Raw genomic sequence first — 15,997 nt, forward strand, 5'->3', positions numbered from 1 at the left:
CCCTATGAGCCAGAACGTATTCCAGTTTATCGATGTCCAGCGGGTCGACCCGCCCAAGAAGCCGCTCAAGATCCGCAAGATCCAGTTCGTGGAGATCTACGAACCCTTCAACCAGGCCCAGGTCGGCATGCAGGCGGATCGCTGCCTCGACTGCGGCAACCCCTATTGCGAGTGGAAGTGTCCGGTGCACAACTACATCCCCAACTGGCTGAAGCTGGCCAACGAGGGGCGCATCCTGGAGGCGGTGGAGCTCTCCCACCAGACCAACAGCCTGCCGGAGGTGTGCGGCCGGGTCTGCCCGCAAGACCGCCTCTGCGAAGGAGCCTGCACCCTGAATGATCGCTTCGGCGCCGTCACCATAGGCAACATCGAGAAATACATCACCGACAAGGCGTTCGAGATGGGCTGGCGCCCGGATCTCTCCAAGGTGATCAAGACAGACAAACGGGTCGCCGTCATCGGCGCCGGCCCGGCCGGGCTCGCCTGCGCCGACGTGCTGGCGCGCAGCGGTGTCAGCGCCGTGGTGTTTGACAAATACCCGGAGATCGGCGGCCTGCTCACCTTCGGCATCCCCTCCTTCAAGCTGGAAAAAGAGGTGATGCAGCGTCGACGCCAGATCTTCGAGGACATGGGGATCGAGTTTCGCCTCGAGACCGAGGTGGGCAAGGATGTCACCTTCGCCGACCTGCTCGGCGAGTTTGATGCCGTCTTCCTCGGGGTCGGCACCTACAAATACATGAAGGGCGGCTTTGCCAACGAAGAGGCACCGGGGGTGTACGACGCCCTGCCCTACCTCGTCTCCAACGCCAACCGGCTGCTGGGCTTTGAGAAGGCACAGGCCGATTACATCGACTTCGCCGGCAAGCAGGTGGTGGTACTCGGTGGCGGCGATACCGCCATGGACTGCGTCCGTACCGCCATCCGCCAAGGGGCCGACAAGGTGATCTGCGCCTACCGCCGCGACGCCGAGAATATGCCGGGCTCCAAGCGGGAGGTGAAGAACGCCCAGGAAGAAGGGGTGGAATTCATGTTCAACCTGCAGCCGGTTGGCGTCGAACTCGATGCCCATGGCCGTACCTGCGGCATCAAGGTGGTGAGCACTGAACTCAGTGCGCCCGATGCCAACGGCCGCCGCAATCCGGTGGTGATCGCAGGCTCCGAGCAGGTGCTCGCTGCCGATGCGGTGGTGATGGCGTTCGGCTTCCAGCCCAACCCCCAGCCCTGGATGGCGGAGTACGGTATCGAGCTCGACAGCCGGGATAGGATCAAAGCCCCCGAGCAGGCCGAACATGCCTTCCAGACCAGCAACCCCAAAGTGTTCGCCGGTGGCGATGCGGTGCGTGGCTCGGATCTGGTGGTGACCGCCATCTACGAGGGCCGCAAGGCCGCCGAAGGGATCATGGACTACCTGGCCGTGTAAGCGGCCGTCCAAGGCTTTCCCAAGCAAACAGCCCCGCAGATGCGGGGCTGTTTTTTTATATGGCTGTCGTCCGGGCAAGCGCCGCTAGATGCTCCAGCTCTCCGGCAACCGCTCGGTCAGGGTGGAGATGTACTCGAAGGTGCGGGCCCGCCTGGGAGTGGTGAACATCTGGCGCGCACTGCCCGCCTCCACCACCTCGCCGGATTCCAGAAAGATCACCTGTTGCGCTATCTGGGACGCCAGACGCAAGTCGTGGGTGGCGATCAGCATGGTGGTCCCTTCACGGGCCAGCTGGCGCAGCACGGCCACCACCTCCAGCGCGAGCTCGGGATCCAGCGCCGAGGTGGGTTCGTCACAGAGCAGCACCTTGGGCGCCGGTGCCAACGCCCGTGCTATGGCGACCCGCTGCTGCTGGCCGCCGGAGAGGGTGGCGGGCACCGCCTCGGCCTTGTGCCTGAGCCCCACCTTGTCGAGCAACGCCAAGCCACGCGCCTGCGCTTTCGCCTTGGGCCACTTCAGTACTGTCACCAACCCCTCCATCACGTTTTCCAGCACCGTCATGTGCGGGAACAGCTGGAAGTTCTGAAACACCATGCCGGTCTGCTGGCGCAGGCTCAGCACGCTCTGGCGAGGCAGGTGGTGGGCAAAGTCGAGCTCGCTCCCTCCCAGCACCAGCTGCCCCGCGTCCGGTCGCTCCAGCAGGTTCACGCAGCGCAGCAAGGTGCTCTTGCCGCTGCCGGAGGGGCCTATCAGGGCGGTGACGCTGCCCGCCGCCATGGCAAGGTCTATCCCCTTGAACACCCGCTGGCCGCCAAACTGTTTCTCGATGCCGCTCAATCGGATCATAGGGCAAGCTCCCGGGTCTCTTTGTGGGTCAGCCTGCGCTCCAGCCTGTCTTGCAGGGTGGAGAGCACAGAGCTGAACAGCAGGTAGATGATGGCCGTTTCTATGTATAGGATGAGCGGCTCATAGGTGACGGAGGCGAGTCGCTGGGCCGCCTGAAACAGCTCGGGCACAGTCACCGCCGCCGCCAGCGAGGTGTCCTTGACCAGCGAGATGAAGGTGTTGGAGAGCGGTGGCACAGCGATGCGCGCCGCCTGCGGCAGGATCACCCGCCACATCACCTGGGGCCAGTTCATGCCGATGGAGTAGGCCGCCTCCCACTGCCCTTTCGGGATCGCCGCCAAAGTGGCGCGGATGATCTCCGAGCTGTAGGCGCCGATGTTGAGGGTGAAACCGATGACGGCGGCGGTAAAGGCATCCAGCACTATGCCGGCGCTCGGCAAACCATAAAAAATCAGAAAGAGCTGCACCAGCAGCGGCGTCCCCCGAATAAGCCAGACATAGAAACGGACCAGTGCGACCAGCGGAGCGGGACCATACAATCGCGCTAGCGCCACCAGGAAACCGAGCAATATTCCCAATACGAAGGTGAGCAGGGTCAAGGGCACGGTAAAAATAAGCCCCGCACTGAGCAGGGGCCAAAAAGAGTCGATCATTAACTGCAACCAGGCTGGCACGTTAATTCTCCTTTATTGTTATAATTCGGCCGAATTATTAATTCGAAACGTCGGTGCCAAAATATTTCAGCGATATCTTCTGATAGGCACCGTCTTGCTTGGCGGTGCGCAGCGTCTGATTGATGGCGGCCAGCAATTCCGGTTGTCCCTTGGCGAGCAGGGCGGCCGATTGATCCCCCTTCGGCTCGGTCGCCGCCACCTTCAACTTGGCATCCGGCTTCTGCTTCTTGAAGTCCAGGAAGGAGAGGCTGTCATTGATGGTGGCATCCACCCGCCCGGTCAACACCAGTTCAAGGGACTGGTTGAACCCCTCGGTGGCCACCACCTCGGCCCCCGATTTTTTGGCCAGCTGGGCGAAGTTGCTGGTCAGGGACTGGGAGGATTTCTTGCCCTTCAGATCCGCGAAGCTCTTGATGGTGCCGTTGTCGCTGTGCACCACCACCACTGCCTTGGAGGTGATGTAGGGGTCTGAAAAGTCGTACTTCTTCAGCCGCTCTGGAGTGATGGCCACTTCGTTGAGCACCAGATCGTATCGCTTGGCATCCACCCCTGCGATGAGACCGTCCCACTTGCCTTCGACAAACTCGGGCTTCACCCCGAGACCGCGTGCGATCAGCTCGCCAATCTCAACATCAAAACCCACCAGCTTGCCGCTCTTGTCGTGGTAGGTAAACGGAGGATAGGCCCCTTCCGTGCCTATCTTGATCACCCCGGCACTCTGAATGGCGACGAGGCTGGATTGGGCCTCGGCCGATGTCATCAGGGCCAGCGGAAGCGCCGCCAGCAAAAACAGGGAACGTACTTTTTTCATGATCCACCTCGTTATATTTATAAATACCCAGAACGCTTGCCAAATAAAACATATTGGCGCCATGCAATTATTATTTTCAAAACCTGAATTCGTAGTGGGCCGATTAATATCATTACCTGCAGCATCACATATTAATCCGGCTGACTATCGGTATGGACAAAACATAACGCGGGCCATTCCATTGCCAAACAATGAAATGTGAGGATATTTAGCGAAATAATGGATAACGAGGATAAATGCAAGGTAACAAGACAAAGTAAGCATTCCCCCAGGGTGGCATGACTCACTCTGGGGGACAGGATCAGGCGAGTTGCGACTCCCGGGGGATCGGGGTCACCCAGGGCCGACGCCAGTGAGGTGCTTCGTAGAGATCGGGCCAGAACTCGGTCTGGTGCAGGATGGCGTCCCCGCGCACAGTGTGAAAGGTGATGGCGCGAGCCTGTACCTGACCATCGGTGATCAACACCTCGGTCACCACCTCCCGCCCCTGCTCCAGCAGCCGGACGACGTCGAAATTCCAGGGCCCGGCCGCCGGGTAGCGGCGATTGATCTCGATGAAGTTGCAGCGCCCCGCGATCCGCTCGCCCGACTGCGGCCAGTCACAGACATAATCCTCGCACAGCCACCTGGCCGCCTTGGCAAAATCGTTGCTCTGCATGGCTTGCCAATAGGCCTCTACCACAGCTCTTGGTTCCATGGTCTTGAATTCCATGCTCACTCTCCCTACAGACGCACCACCAGCCACTCCCCCTTGCCCACCGGCACCAGCGTGCTCTGGAAGGCCGGATCGCGCTGTACCTCACTCATCCACTCGGCCATCTCGCCCCGATGGGAGATGGCGTTGTCCACCACCAGCAGGCCGCGAGGGGCCAGCAGGCGCCGGATCTGCGGCCACCAGGCCCGATAGTGCTGACGATCTGAGTCCAGGAAGACCAGCTGATAACCTTCCGTCGGCAGCTCGGCCAGCAGGGCCCCCGCCTCGCCCGCCAGCTGGGTGATCCAGGGGCCCAGGCCGGCACGCTGGAAGTTGGCAGCGGCCATGACCCGCTTGCCCTCATCTTGCTCTATGGTGGTGACCCGGCCATCGAGCCTGCGTACCGCCTCGGCCAGCCAGAGGGTGGAGTAACCGTTGGAGGTGCCTATCTCCAGCACGGCGTCTGCCCCCCTGGTCTGCACCAGCACCGCCAGCAGTTCGCCGGTATCGCGGGTGATGTTGAGCATCTTGCTGCCACGGGTCTGCTGCTGGCTGTCGTTGTATTCGCCAAACTGCTCCAACTCCCGTTTAAGCTGTTCCAGTGCCATGTCTCCTCCTTGACGGTTAAACGAGTCGGCCCTGTGCATGGCATGGCTGGGTCGACACTCATGTTCATCGTGTTGCTGATCACTCGTCGGACGGCGGCGCATCCCCCAGCAAATAACGGGGGCCGGCGCCCTGTCTTGCGGCCTGATCATCCGGGTTGTAAAGGGCGCAGTGCTCGAGCGACAGGCAACCGCAGCCGATGCAGGAGGTGAGCTTGCCCTTGAGCTGCAGCAGGGCCTCGATACGCTGATCGAGCACCCCCTGCCACTGGCTGGCGATCTGCTCCCAGTCGCGGCGATCCGGTGTGCGACCATCGGGCAACCCGGCGAGGGCATCGGCAATGTCGCCAAGGCTCAGCCCCATCCCCTGCGCCACCCGGATGAAGGCGATCCGGCGCAGCGCATCCTGTGGATAGAGGCGCTGCCCCCCTTGGCTGCGCACGCTGCGAAGCAGCCCCTTCTGCTCGTAAAAACGCAAGGCACTGGCGTTGACGCCGGAGCGCCTGGCTATCTGGCCTATGGCTAACCACTTGCGATCCGTATCCATCCTTGACCTCAAGTTAGCTTTAACTTGCACAATCCTGTCTCCCTTAGAGAAAGGAGTCAAACGATTATGTATCATCTTCATCGCCTGCTCGATGCCAACCGTACTTTTGCCCTCAATGGTCGGGGCACCACCAACCACTGCCCGATGGCACTGCACGCCCTGCACGAGATGGGAGCCAGTCCCCGCCAGCTGCAGCATTTCTTCGATCACTGGCAGGCAAACCATGCGCTGCCAAGCGGGGAAACAAGCCTGGGGGAGGATGAGGTCAATTTCGTTCGGCTGCGCCAGCAGCTGGCAAGTCGGCTAGTGACCGAAGGCTGGCAGCCCACCTTTGCGGCACTGCTGGCACGCCGACTCTCACCGGCGGGAGGGGCCTTTCACCCCCTGATCCGCTTCGCCTGCGCCCTTGAAAATGGCCATGTGGGGGAGCAGGCCGCGGCGCTGGCTGCCTGGCAGTGCCGTCCCCTGATACCGCCTGCCGGAGAAGCCGCGCCCAGCCGGGACGTCGCCAGCCTGTTGGCCGGAATATCCGAACAGTGGGAGGGTGCGAGCTGGCAGGGCGAGTGGATCACGGGGCGATTGCAGCAGGTGGCAGAGGCGCCGCGCTGGCCAGGCACACTACCACGCTCACTCGTCGAGTCGTCGGCGGTATTGGCCCAGCTGGCCGAGATCGCTTTGCAGCTCTATTGGCAGACCGGCAATTTCACCGTGTTGCACATGGTGACAGGCAGCCGGGCCGCCGCCCTGGTCGCGCAACAGTTGCCCGGCGAGTGGCAGGCACAGTGGCAAACCCTGATGTGGCAGGCGGTGGCGGCAGCTTATATCACGGTCGGGGCGCCCGCGTTGCGTTCCCCGCGCTGGCCGGACACCACAGGGCTGGATTGGGAGAGGGTGTTGCCACTGGCACTGGCCAGCCTGGACGATCATGTGATCAAGCTGGTGCACTGCTGCTGGCGGGAACGGGACATATCGCCTCGTTATCTGGCGGTGGCGGCCCGCGCTGTGGGGCTGCTGGATGCGACCAGCAGCAAGGCGTGTCAGCCAGCCTAGGGCGCAGCCAGGCGACTGAAGCTGATGGCCGGACAACGCGGGGCAACCCCCTGAGTCAGGGTCAAGGGCTGGGTGCGATAGCTGAGGTGATAGAGGCCAGGGCGCGACAGATCGTAGACCTGGGTCAGATCCGCATCCGCCTGGCTCTGCTGGCCCGGCCCCAGTATGAAGAAGTCGTCGGCCGCGGGAGCACCACGCTTGGCGAGCGGCCCCTTATAGGGCAGCGGCTGGTTATCCAGGGTGAGTTCGATGGCATCGGCAAACCAGCCCTCGAACGGGGTGAACCAGCTCAGCACCTCAAGCGGCCCCTCCCCCTTGTTGATCAAGGTCATCACCAGGGGCAAGGGCTCGTCCACCCGGCTTTGTGCCTTGACCGACAGCTCGCACTGCAGGGGGGCGAGTGCGAGGGTCGTGAGCAAGAGTGTCATCATGGCGCCTCCTTCAACATCAAAAAGGGGCCTCGCGGCCCCTGTCAGCGGATCAATTTTCGCTCGGGGTATTCTCGGCGAAGTATTCGTGGTTGTCGGCGTTGTTGAGCGCCTTGACCGGATCTGTCTTCGCCAGATTGCGAGCATTGGCCTGACCGTAACCCAGATCGTCGGTGCCTGCCACCACGGTGAAGTGGCTCAGCTCATGGACTATGGTGCCGGCACGGGAGTCAGTCCCGGTGACGGGCGCGGTCCAGAAGCTCTTGCACAGATAGACCTTGTAGGGCTGATCCGGATAGACATAAGCAAAATAGCTCTGCTTGCAGCCGCAGTCGAAGGTGAGCGGCTTGTTGTCGATGGCATCCTTGATCTTGCTGAAATGCCCCTCGGCCTGGTCCCAGCGGGAGGCGTCATAGGCGCCAAACCAGCTGCGATAACGCTGGCCATCAGGTTTGTCCACAGCCAGATAGCTGCTGGAGTTGTTGCTGATGCCGCTGGCGGCATCGAGCGCGGCCAGAATGTCGCTCTTCTGGGTGTTGCTGCAGCGGCCGCTGAAACTGACCGAGGCGGTGACGGCCTGAGGTTCGGCGGCGGCCACCTTGGCCTGGACTCGCTCATCATTCACCCCCTCCACCCACAGGGTGATGGCATTGGATTCGCTCGCCTGGACCTGTTTGGCCTTGGTGGCCTTCGCCTCCTGCGCCACGGTCGGCAACTGATAACGGATGCTGTACTGACCCTGGGCGCTCATGTCATAGAGACCCGACACCTCCGCCTGCACCGTCAGGCTCTGACCGGCCTTGAGCTGCTGGAAGTCCTTGTCGGTCGGCGCCGCCCGCTTGATCAGGGCCCCCTCGTAGCTGACCGGCTGGCCATCCCGTTCCACCAGGAACAGGGGGGCATCTTCACTGCCCGGCAGTTGCCACTTGAGCAGGCGGATCGGCTTGTCACCCGTGTTGGTCAGCGTCAGGTTGACGCGCACATCGTCTGTGCTGCCATCCACCAGGGTGAGTTGGGCGTCGAGCCCTGCGGCGCAGAGCGGAGAGGCCAGCACACCGGCCAGCAGCAGGGCAATGGGAGTCGCTTTCATCATGTTTCCTCATTCATTGAGTATCGCCATCAGGCGGTTTGCTTCCTTAAGGCCCTCTTTGGGGCCAATCCACCCTAGAGCAGAAATTTTCCGCCACCATCCCACCATATGGGGGACGCCCCCCATCAGAGGGGGAAAGAGGAGGAAATAGCCCGATGCGACAAACCATCCGCGACAAAAACGGGGCGAGCCAGTCCCACTCCCCATCCCACTTGCCCCTGGCTCTCCTCGCCTCCCCGGCGTTCCCATCGCCGCTCGCCGCGCATAAAAAACCCCGGCGCCAGGCCGGGGTTTGGGAAAGGCAGAGGAAGGGGCTCGCCGTCAGGCTTTCGCCTCGGCCAACAGCGCCAGCGCGGGCTGCAGGTTGGCAGGCACCAGACTATACGCCTTGTGGTGCTTGACCAGTGTGGTCTTCTTGTTGCCCTGGCTCAGCAGCAGACCGTGGCGAAAGGCCGCCTCGGCCAGCTGTGTTTCATCACAGCGCGCATAGAGGGTCAGTGGCTTGACAAGCTCCCCCTGGACCAGGTGCTCGCCATATTCGCGGCTGGAGATCACCAGGCTGGATTGGCCCTGCCCCTGCAGGCGCAGCTTGGCGCTCACCTCGCTGTCGGTAAACACTAACCAACCCGCACTTTCCAGCTCGGCCAGCATGGCGACCAGCCTGGTGCCGAGCTGTTGGGAGTCGGCCTGCGCGCGGGCGTACTGGAAGGCGATGCGCTCCAGCAAGCCCTTGAGATCGGCACCGGCACCCAGGGTGCGGCCCTGCTGGATCCAACCTTTCAGATCCTCCATCACCAGCCGGGAGAAGCGCTTCTCCTTGAGGGAGTCAGCCATCCAGGTACAGAGAAAATGGCTCTCCTGGGCAGGGGTGCGCTTGCCCGCCTTCTGCTCGGCGGTACGCGCCAGCTCGGCAAGGCTCTGGGTGGCCATGTCGAGCAGGGCCTGATTGTAGTTGGGAGGTGTCATCACGAGTCCTCAGAGAGACGGGCGGGCCAGAGGCCGGGTCATCAACAGCATAAAGGCGCCAGTGGCGCCTTTATATACAAAATCGCCCCTCCCGGCCTGCCCTGACAAGGGGAAGGCCCGGGCGGGGTTGAGCGCGCTTACTTCGGCTGGCGCGGCTTCTTCATTGCTGCCAGACGCTTGAGGCGCTGGCCCTGCAGCTTGGCCTCGGCCATGGCCTGGGCGGCGGCGTTGTCATCGCGCTGGGGGCGCTTGCCGAAGCGACGACGCTCCTGCAACTGCTTGATCAGCTCGTCACGGTTGCCCACCTGGTAGCCCGGCACCATGACGCGGCGGATCTTCTGGCCGATCAGCGCCTCGATCTCGAGCAGGGTGCGCTCTTCCTCGCGGCTGACGAAGGAGATGGCCATGCCGCTCTTGCCGGCGCGGCCGGTACGACCGATGCGATGCACGTAGTCTTCGGCCAGGAACGGCAGATCATAGTTAACCACGTACTGCAGATCCGGGATGTCCAGACCACGGGCGGCCACTTCGGTGGCGACCAGCACCCGCACCTTGCCTTCGGTGAATTCGCGCAGGGCGCGGCGACGGCTACCCTGGGCCTTGTCGCCATGCACCACGGCGGACTTGATGCCATCCAGGTTCAGCTCGGCCACCAGCTCGTCGCAGCTTTCACGGGTACTGGCAAACACCAGCACCTGCGGCCAGTTCTGCTTGCCGATGAGCTCGGAGAGCAGCTCGCGCTTGCGCTTCTGCTCCACCGGATAAACGGTGTGAGTGACGGTATCGGCGGTGGAGTTCTGCTTGTTGACGCTGATGATCTGCGGCTTGTCCAGCATGACGTTGGCCAGCTTCTTCACCCCGTCGGAGAAAGTGGCGGAGAACAGCAGGTTCTGGCGCTCCTTGTTGACCGCTTGCAGGATCTGCTGCACATCGGCGCTAAAGCCCATGTCGAGGATGCGATCCGCTTCGTCCAGCACCAGACACTCGACGCCGGAGAGGCTGAGGTTGCAGGCAGTCAGGTGCTCCAGCAGACGACCCGGGGTCGCCACTATGATGTGAGCACCCGCTTTCAGCTTCTTGGCCTGCACATCCTGCTTGCCGCCGCCAACGAGCGTCAGCACGGTCACATCCAGATACTTGGCGAAATCATTGATGTTGCTCGCCACCTGGGCCGCCAGCTCGCGGGTCGGGGTCAGGATCAGCACACGGGCGTTGGACGGTTGCAGCTCGGCCGGCTTGTCCACCAGGCGCTGCAGTATGGGCAGGGCGAAGGCGGCAGTCTTGCCGGTCCCGGTCTGGGCGCTGGCCAGCACATCGAGACCACGACGTATGGTCGGGATCGCCTGGCGCTGCACAGGGGTCATCTCCTGATAACCGCAATCTGAGACGGCACGCAAAATCTCGGGGGCAAAATCGAACGATTCAAATCTCATAAATTGGGTTCCTGTGTTCCAGCTGGGCTGTGTTTGGCTTGCGGCTCGGCGTAGGCGAGGCGGAGGTTGATACCACCGGTGGCTGCGTCCGACATCAAGTCAGAAAGTGAGCCGGAAAATGGCGGGCGCGAAGTGTAACAGATAGGCATCACAAATTCTGCCTCAAATGACCTGAGTTTTTATCCTGCGGCCAAAACGCGCCGACCGGGGGAGAGGCCAGGCTGACACAGGCCGGCGCCGCCCTCCCCCCTGGGCACTCAGGCGTCAGGCAACCTTAGTTCCGGTTTGCATCATCTGCTTTGAAATCACGCTGAAACAGGCACATGCGAATGGCGGTGCGATATTTGCCATCGATGAAGAACTCCTCTTTCAGCTCCCCCTCCGGCTCGAACCCCAACCCCTGATAGACGTGGATCGCCTTGGCGTTGTCCCGATCGACGATGAGATACAACTTGTGCAGGTTCAACACGTTGAAGGCGTACTTCATCCCCTTCAGGGTCGCCGTCTTGGCATAACCCAACCCCTGATAGGCGGGGGCTATGATGATCTGGAATTCGGCGCGGCGATGAATGCTGCGAATGTCCACCAGCTCCACCAGCCCGACCTGGGTGCCGGCCACCTCCAGAATGAAGCGGCGTTCGTGCTGATCGTGGATGTGCTTGTCATAGAGCTGGGCCAGCTCCATGTAAGCCTCGTAAGGCTCCTCGAACCAGTAACGCATTATGCTGGCGTTGTTGTTGAGCTGATGCACAAATTTCAGATCCTCTCGCTCGAGAGGACGAAGACTCAGGGTGTCATAACATAAGGTACCTGCTTGAAGGTTGATGGGCGACCCTGGCGGCCCGCTCGGGGCCGCGCCAGGGTCAGGTGAATATTCACAGGCAACATGCGGGCGGCCCGCAACCGATCAGCGGATGCGGTTGGTCGGGCGCTTGAGCAGCCGGATGGCGATGGCCGCCATGGCGATGACGAACAGGCCGAGGGAGGTCACCAGCAGACACTTGGTCATCAGCTCGTGATACTGGGCAAACACGGGGGCCGCCATCACGAACTTGCCCACCAGACTGAGCAGCAGGGCCCAGAGGAAGGCGCTGGCAAAGCTTGCCATCATCACCCGCGGCAGATGCAGGCGCGAGACCCCCATCAGCATGGGCGTCAGCACCCTGACGAAGGGCACGAAGCGGGAGGAGAACATGGCCCAGAAGCCGTAGCTGTGCAGCAGACGCGAGGCCCGTGGCAGGCTGCCGTCCGGGATCATCCGCTCCACATGGCCCATGAAGGAGGTGCCGTGCAGCGCATGGCCCTGCAGATAGGCGATCAGGCTGCCAAGCCCGGCGGCAAGGGGCATGTAAATCAGTGTGACTTCAGGGCCGAGCACCCCCATCCCCACCAGGCCACCGGCCAGCAGCACCAGGCTGTCACCGGGCAGGGGCAAAAAGACGAAGCTCGATTCGAGAAAGAGGATCACCACCAGGCAGGTGACGAGCAGGCCCACCGCCTGCATCTGGATCAATTGGTTAAAGTCCTGTTGCCATATGGCAAGCAGCATTTCCTGCATCTGGTGACTCCCATCAACATAGTGATCATCCATAGTAGGCGGCCCATTGGCCACCGGCGCGGCAGACCCTCCTTGTCGCCATATCCCGTCTCTCCCTGAGGGAGGCCTCTTATACACCCGGCCAAGTGAACAAAAAATTAATGCAGGTCACGGATAGTGGAGATAATCGGCTGAACAGGAGAAACAACGCCTTATCCGCAAGGAAGAGGCGCTCTGCACATCACTTTCAGCTGCGTTTGAGCCGCTGCAATTTGGTGAGGGTTAGCAGGGTCTGGGCGGAGAGATCGCACACCGACAACACGAAGGCGAGTTCGTCGGGGTGCCACATCTCCTCCAGACTGGCCCGCTCGGCGATGATGAAGCCGAGCAGCTCATCCCCCTGCTTGAGGGGCGCCATCAGTATGGTGCCGGAGAGCCCCTCCAGCCCGAGCTGGGCCAACATGGCGCCAAAGCGCGCCAAATCATAGGGCTCGCGCAGGATGAGGCAGGGTTCGTGTTCGGGCTTGGACACCTCGTAGCGTCCCTGGATCAGCGCATAAGGCAGGTGAAAGCCCTGCTGATGGTGGAGCTTGGGCAGGAAGAAGAGATCCTGGCAGTACATGGATTGCCGGTCTTCGGCACTGAACCAGACGCTGGCCCGCGCTGCGCCTGTGCCGGCGCATACCGCCTCGTTGATATGGCGGGCGGCCTGTCCCGGATCCTCGCCGGTCAACAGATCGCTCTTGGCCAGGTGGATCAGGGCCCCGTGCTGCAACTGCTGGCGGGCTTCGCTGTCGACCTGCTGCCGGCGCAGGCTGTCCAGATGATCGAGCATGCGATTGCAGTCGATGGCGACCTGGGAGATCTCGTCATTGCCCTCCACCAGCAGCCGGCGCACAGCACCATCGTCAGCAATGAGTCGCAAGTTCGCACTCAACCGCTGCAAACGGGCAGCGATGTAGCCATTGAGGATCAGCAGCACCAGGGCGGCAAACAGCAGGGTTCCCAAGCCCAGCAACCAGAAGATGCGCTGCTCGATGGCCTTGCCCTCCAGCATCAGATCCCGTGGCAGAGTGAAGCAAAAGATGAGGGGCGCTTCCTCCTGCAAGGTGTCGATCTGGGCCAGGGTAAGCAACCGCTCCTCTTGCGGCAGGATCAGGCTGTCGTTGGCCCTGAGCCGGGTCAGGGTCGGCGCGCCCAGGCTGGCAGCGAGTTGATCCGGGCTCAGAAACGTGAGCGACAGGGCAGTGCGTTTTTGTAGCTGGTGGATGAATTTCGGAGTAAATGCCTTGAGCAGCAACAGAGTACCGCGACTGGGTCCCTCCCCCTCGCTGCTCAGGATCTGGGTGGCAGCCAGCAGATAATAGTGCTCGCCGTCAAACCAGATGCCGGCGTTGGGTTTGAGCGTGCCGTGGCGCATCAGGTAATCGGTCAAGCTCCCCAGCTGGGCTGGCGTTTGTGAAACCAGCTTGCCGGCCTGGTAGGCAAAGGCCACCAGCGGCTGCTTGTCCCCGTCGTAGAGTGCCAGCAGATCAACCCCCAGGGTCTCAAAAGTGCGCACATTGAAGTTGGCCGCCAGATAGGCGGGAGCGCGGCTCACCATGAAGGCATAGGTCTCGTCCCATTCAGACCAATCCTGCCCCAGCATGGTCAGCTGGCCAAGTTCAGCCTGCACCACGGCCCTGACCCGTTCGCGGTTGCGCTCCACGCTCATGCGTTCCAGTTCACCAAACTTGCTACCCACCACATAATGCAGGCCGACATAGCCAACCCCCAGCAACAGTAACAATGTCAGCACTATGGTCAGCGTAATCTTGCGGCTGATCTTCATCTCCACCCACACTCCCGGACAAGTGACCCATTGAGTTTAATGGATTTTGCCTGCGCGCCCGTGCCCGACGCGAAAAACCGGTAACGGGGTCTGTCGCTTGGTCCCGCGTCATTCCACGATGCGCGGATACTTGTCATCAAAGGGGGCCGCACCGCAGAGGATCGGCACAATCGAGGGACCGCCCGCGCCTGTCATCTTACCCGTGAACCAGCGAGTCAAAAGAGTCAACCGACTCATCAACAGGGCTGCCAAGCCGATAAAAAATCGCTACAGTGTAACGGCGCCTCACCGGACGAGGCTTCACGGGAACAAGGCATGCCCTCACACATCCCTCACACCTGTTTGCCCTTGCTGATCAGCCTGCTGCTCGGTACCAATGCCATGGCCGACGAAGGGTCATTGGTGCAGCAACGCGCCAATGCGGTGGTCTCGCTGATGACCTTTACGGTGGTGCCCGACATCACTGCCAGCAACATCAATATCGGCAGCGGCACCAACCAGTCGGCGGCGCTCAACATGACCCAGGTCGGCGGTGGTGCCACCATGAGCGAGAGCGTGCCCATCTATCTGGAGGGGACGCTGGGCTTTAGCCGCTACGATCCCCAGTTCGTGGTGAGCAATGGCAGCGAGACCCGCATCCTGCCCACCAAATGGAACAGCTTCACCGCCGCAGGCGGCATCGGTTGGGATCTGCATCTGCATCAGGATCGCCACGGCGGCAACTGGGTGCTGCGCCCCATCGGCAACGTCACCCTGGGCACGGTGGCAAGCGATCTGCGCATCGGCAACTGGCTGCTGGGTCAACACACGGGCAAGAACCTCGATTTTCTCGATGGCGGCAGGCTCGATGTCTACGGCCTGGGCGGCGCCCTGATGCTCGACTATGAGCTCTTCTCTCCCAGCCAGGATATCGACGCCGAGTTGCGCTACTCCTACCAGCATCTGCAAAGCTTTGGCGGCACCTCGGACAGCGTGACCGGCCAGGCCAATGCGGAAAACCTCGGCCTCTATCTGCGCCGTCGCGCCCCCATCAGCAATCTGACACTGCTGGAACGGCCGCTGCGCTACGTGATGGAAGGGGCTCGCACCGAATATCTCGGCGAGCAACGGGGCCTGCTCGGTTTCAACTCCCTCAACTCGCTGGGACTCGGGATCGAGCTCGACAGCAGCAAGTACGACATCATAGTGACCCGCACCCGGCTGGTGGCCCGCTATATGTTCAGCCACAACACCAGCGGCTACGGCGTCGGGCTGGCCATGAGTTTTTAAGCTCCGCCCACGGAACAGAGCCGCCCAACCTCTGTTGCGGGATTCATCTTACCTTCTCTTCTCATAAGACACTCCGGCAGCAACGTCTAACCCCCAGCCACCGCCCTCTACCTGCCCGCAGATCCACAGGTTATAAATCACTGATGAGTCCCACAGTTAGTGGGATTTGTCACACATTCGTCCTGATTAAATCGCTATAGTAGCTCTTTCCGACACCCGAACTGTTCGTATGGAGCCTGTTATGTGTCCAATCCAGTTCGCCCTGCAATCCGGTTAACGGCATCACGAAACTCAGGTGCGCAAGAGGAATAGAGATTTTTGCTATGGCCAAGTTTTTGAATACCAGTGCGACCAACTATTTTCTTGAAGAACTGATAAAGGATGCCAAGGAACGACTGATCCTCATCAGTCCCTTTCTCAAACTCAATGACAGGATCAAAGAGCTACTCACCGACAAGAACCGTCTCAAAATCGATATGCGGATTGTCTATGGCAAAAGCGAACTGCAACCAGAAGAGATCAGCTGGCTCAAGGAGCTCACTTATATACGTACCAGCTTTTGAATCGCCCCGGCTTCTTTAGACACTTTTGAGCCGTTCGAAATATTGCTTCTCACACTCTACTGGCGATAGCCCATTGTTGAAACTGTGTCGACGCTTGGGGTTGTAAAACATTTCAATGTAATCGAACACATCCTGCCGGGCCTCCTCGCGATCCGCATAGGTTCTACGTCGGATCCGCTCGCGTTTGAGGAGCTGGAAGAAACTCTCCGCCACCGCGTTATCATGACAATTGC

At 61.2% G+C, this 15,997-nt stretch carries 18 protein-coding genes; 4 read left to right on the top strand and 14 right to left on the bottom strand.

What is annotated here, in order from left to right; all coding sequences use genetic code 11:
* Positions 1-4 precede the first annotated feature (4 nt).
* Complete coding sequence (locus tag ACW5XD_RS22305) at positions 5-1,420, top strand: FAD-dependent oxidoreductase (RefSeq protein ID WP_456496783.1); 1,416 nt, start codon at positions 5-7, stop codon at positions 1,418-1,420.
* Positions 1,421-1,504: 84 nt separating this feature from the next.
* Here the strand turns inward: ACW5XD_RS22305 and ACW5XD_RS22310 are convergent, their stop codons facing one another.
* From ACW5XD_RS22310 to soxR, 6 genes are all read right to left on the bottom strand, one after another.
* Positions 1,505-2,266 carry an amino acid ABC transporter ATP-binding protein gene (locus ACW5XD_RS22310; protein WP_456496784.1) on the bottom strand — a complete coding sequence of 254 codons (762 nt, stop codon included), beginning with the start codon at positions 2,264-2,266 and terminating at the stop codon, positions 1,505-1,507.
* Positions 2,263-2,940: an amino acid ABC transporter permease gene (locus tag ACW5XD_RS22315; RefSeq protein WP_456496785.1), complete on the bottom strand. Its 678-nt coding sequence runs from the start codon at positions 2,938-2,940 to the stop codon at positions 2,263-2,265. The genes ACW5XD_RS22310 and ACW5XD_RS22315 overlap by 4 nt, the downstream gene beginning before the upstream one ends.
* 37 nt (positions 2,941-2,977) lie before the next feature.
* On the bottom strand, positions 2,978-3,751 hold the full coding sequence (locus ACW5XD_RS22320; protein ID WP_456496786.1) for an amino acid ABC transporter substrate-binding protein: 774 nt from the start codon (positions 3,749-3,751) through the stop codon (positions 2,978-2,980).
* 301 nt (positions 3,752-4,052) lie between these two features.
* On the bottom strand, positions 4,053-4,463 hold the full coding sequence (locus ACW5XD_RS22325; RefSeq protein ID WP_456496787.1) for a nuclear transport factor 2 family protein: 411 nt from the start codon (positions 4,461-4,463) through the stop codon (positions 4,053-4,055).
* An 11-nt stretch (positions 4,464-4,474) separates the two neighbouring features.
* Complete coding sequence (locus ACW5XD_RS22330; RefSeq protein ID WP_456496788.1) at positions 4,475-5,053, bottom strand: O-methyltransferase; 579 nt, start codon at positions 5,051-5,053, stop codon at positions 4,475-4,477.
* A 79-nt stretch (positions 5,054-5,132) separates the two neighbouring features.
* Complete coding sequence (gene soxR / locus ACW5XD_RS22335) at positions 5,133-5,597, bottom strand: redox-sensitive transcriptional activator SoxR (RefSeq protein ID WP_456496789.1); 465 nt, start codon at positions 5,595-5,597, stop codon at positions 5,133-5,135.
* Positions 5,598-5,663: 66 nt separating this feature from the next.
* On the opposite strand from soxR, the gene ACW5XD_RS22340 reads away from it, so the two are divergent.
* Positions 5,664-6,647, top strand: a complete 984-nt coding sequence (locus tag ACW5XD_RS22340) for a questin oxidase family protein (protein ID WP_456496790.1) — start codon at positions 5,664-5,666, stop codon at positions 6,645-6,647.
* On the opposite strand, the gene ACW5XD_RS22345 is transcribed toward ACW5XD_RS22340, so the two are convergent.
* The 7 genes from ACW5XD_RS22345 to ACW5XD_RS22375 all read right to left on the bottom strand — a co-directional run bounded on the left by ACW5XD_RS22345 (position 6,644) and on the right by ACW5XD_RS22375 (position 13,932).
* Entirely contained in the window at positions 6,644-7,078 is a 435-nt protein-coding gene (locus tag ACW5XD_RS22345) for a protease (RefSeq protein WP_456496791.1), read from the bottom strand. The two genes, ACW5XD_RS22340 and ACW5XD_RS22345, sit on opposite strands and share 4 nt — an antisense overlap.
* A 49-nt stretch (positions 7,079-7,127) precedes the next feature.
* A complete protein-coding gene (locus ACW5XD_RS22350) occupies positions 7,128-8,168 on the bottom strand; it encodes a M35 family metallo-endopeptidase (RefSeq protein WP_456496792.1) in 1,041 nt (346 codons plus the stop codon).
* Positions 8,169-8,486: 318 nt separating this feature from the next.
* Positions 8,487-9,131: a DUF2913 family protein gene (locus ACW5XD_RS22355; RefSeq protein ID WP_456496793.1), complete on the bottom strand. Its 645-nt coding sequence runs from the start codon at positions 9,129-9,131 to the stop codon at positions 8,487-8,489.
* Positions 9,132-9,268: 137 nt separating this feature from the next.
* A complete protein-coding gene (locus ACW5XD_RS22360; protein WP_042866233.1) occupies positions 9,269-10,564 on the bottom strand; it encodes a DEAD/DEAH box helicase in 1,296 nt (431 codons plus the stop codon).
* Positions 10,565-10,838: 274 nt separating this feature from the next.
* Complete coding sequence (gene speG / locus ACW5XD_RS22365) at positions 10,839-11,390, bottom strand: spermidine N1-acetyltransferase (protein WP_456496797.1); 552 nt, start codon at positions 11,388-11,390, stop codon at positions 10,839-10,841.
* Positions 11,391-11,471: 81 nt separating this feature from the next.
* Complete coding sequence (locus tag ACW5XD_RS22370) at positions 11,472-12,122, bottom strand: DedA family protein (RefSeq protein ID WP_043139268.1); 651 nt, start codon at positions 12,120-12,122, stop codon at positions 11,472-11,474.
* Positions 12,123-12,348: 226 nt separating this feature from the next.
* Complete coding sequence (locus tag ACW5XD_RS22375; protein ID WP_456496798.1) at positions 12,349-13,932, bottom strand: CHASE4 domain-containing protein; 1,584 nt, start codon at positions 13,930-13,932, stop codon at positions 12,349-12,351.
* Between the two features lie 315 nt (positions 13,933-14,247).
* On the opposite strand from ACW5XD_RS22375, the gene ACW5XD_RS22380 reads away from it, so the two are divergent.
* Together ACW5XD_RS22380 and ACW5XD_RS22385 are read left to right on the top strand one after the other, a co-directional pair.
* Positions 14,248-15,201, top strand: a complete 954-nt coding sequence (locus ACW5XD_RS22380) for a hypothetical protein (RefSeq protein WP_456496794.1) — start codon at positions 14,248-14,250, stop codon at positions 15,199-15,201.
* A gap of 323 nt (positions 15,202-15,524) precedes the next feature.
* Positions 15,525-15,764: a hypothetical protein gene (locus ACW5XD_RS22385; protein ID WP_456496795.1), complete on the top strand. Its 240-nt coding sequence runs from the start codon at positions 15,525-15,527 to the stop codon at positions 15,762-15,764.
* A gap of 15 nt (positions 15,765-15,779) precedes the next feature.
* Here the strand turns inward: ACW5XD_RS22385 and ACW5XD_RS22390 are convergent.
* Positions 15,780-15,997 (bottom strand): IS3 family transposase (locus ACW5XD_RS22390; RefSeq protein WP_456496796.1); only part of this gene is annotated, 218 nt, incomplete at its 5' end.

This window comes from Aeromonas enterica, from assembly GCF_054052465.1.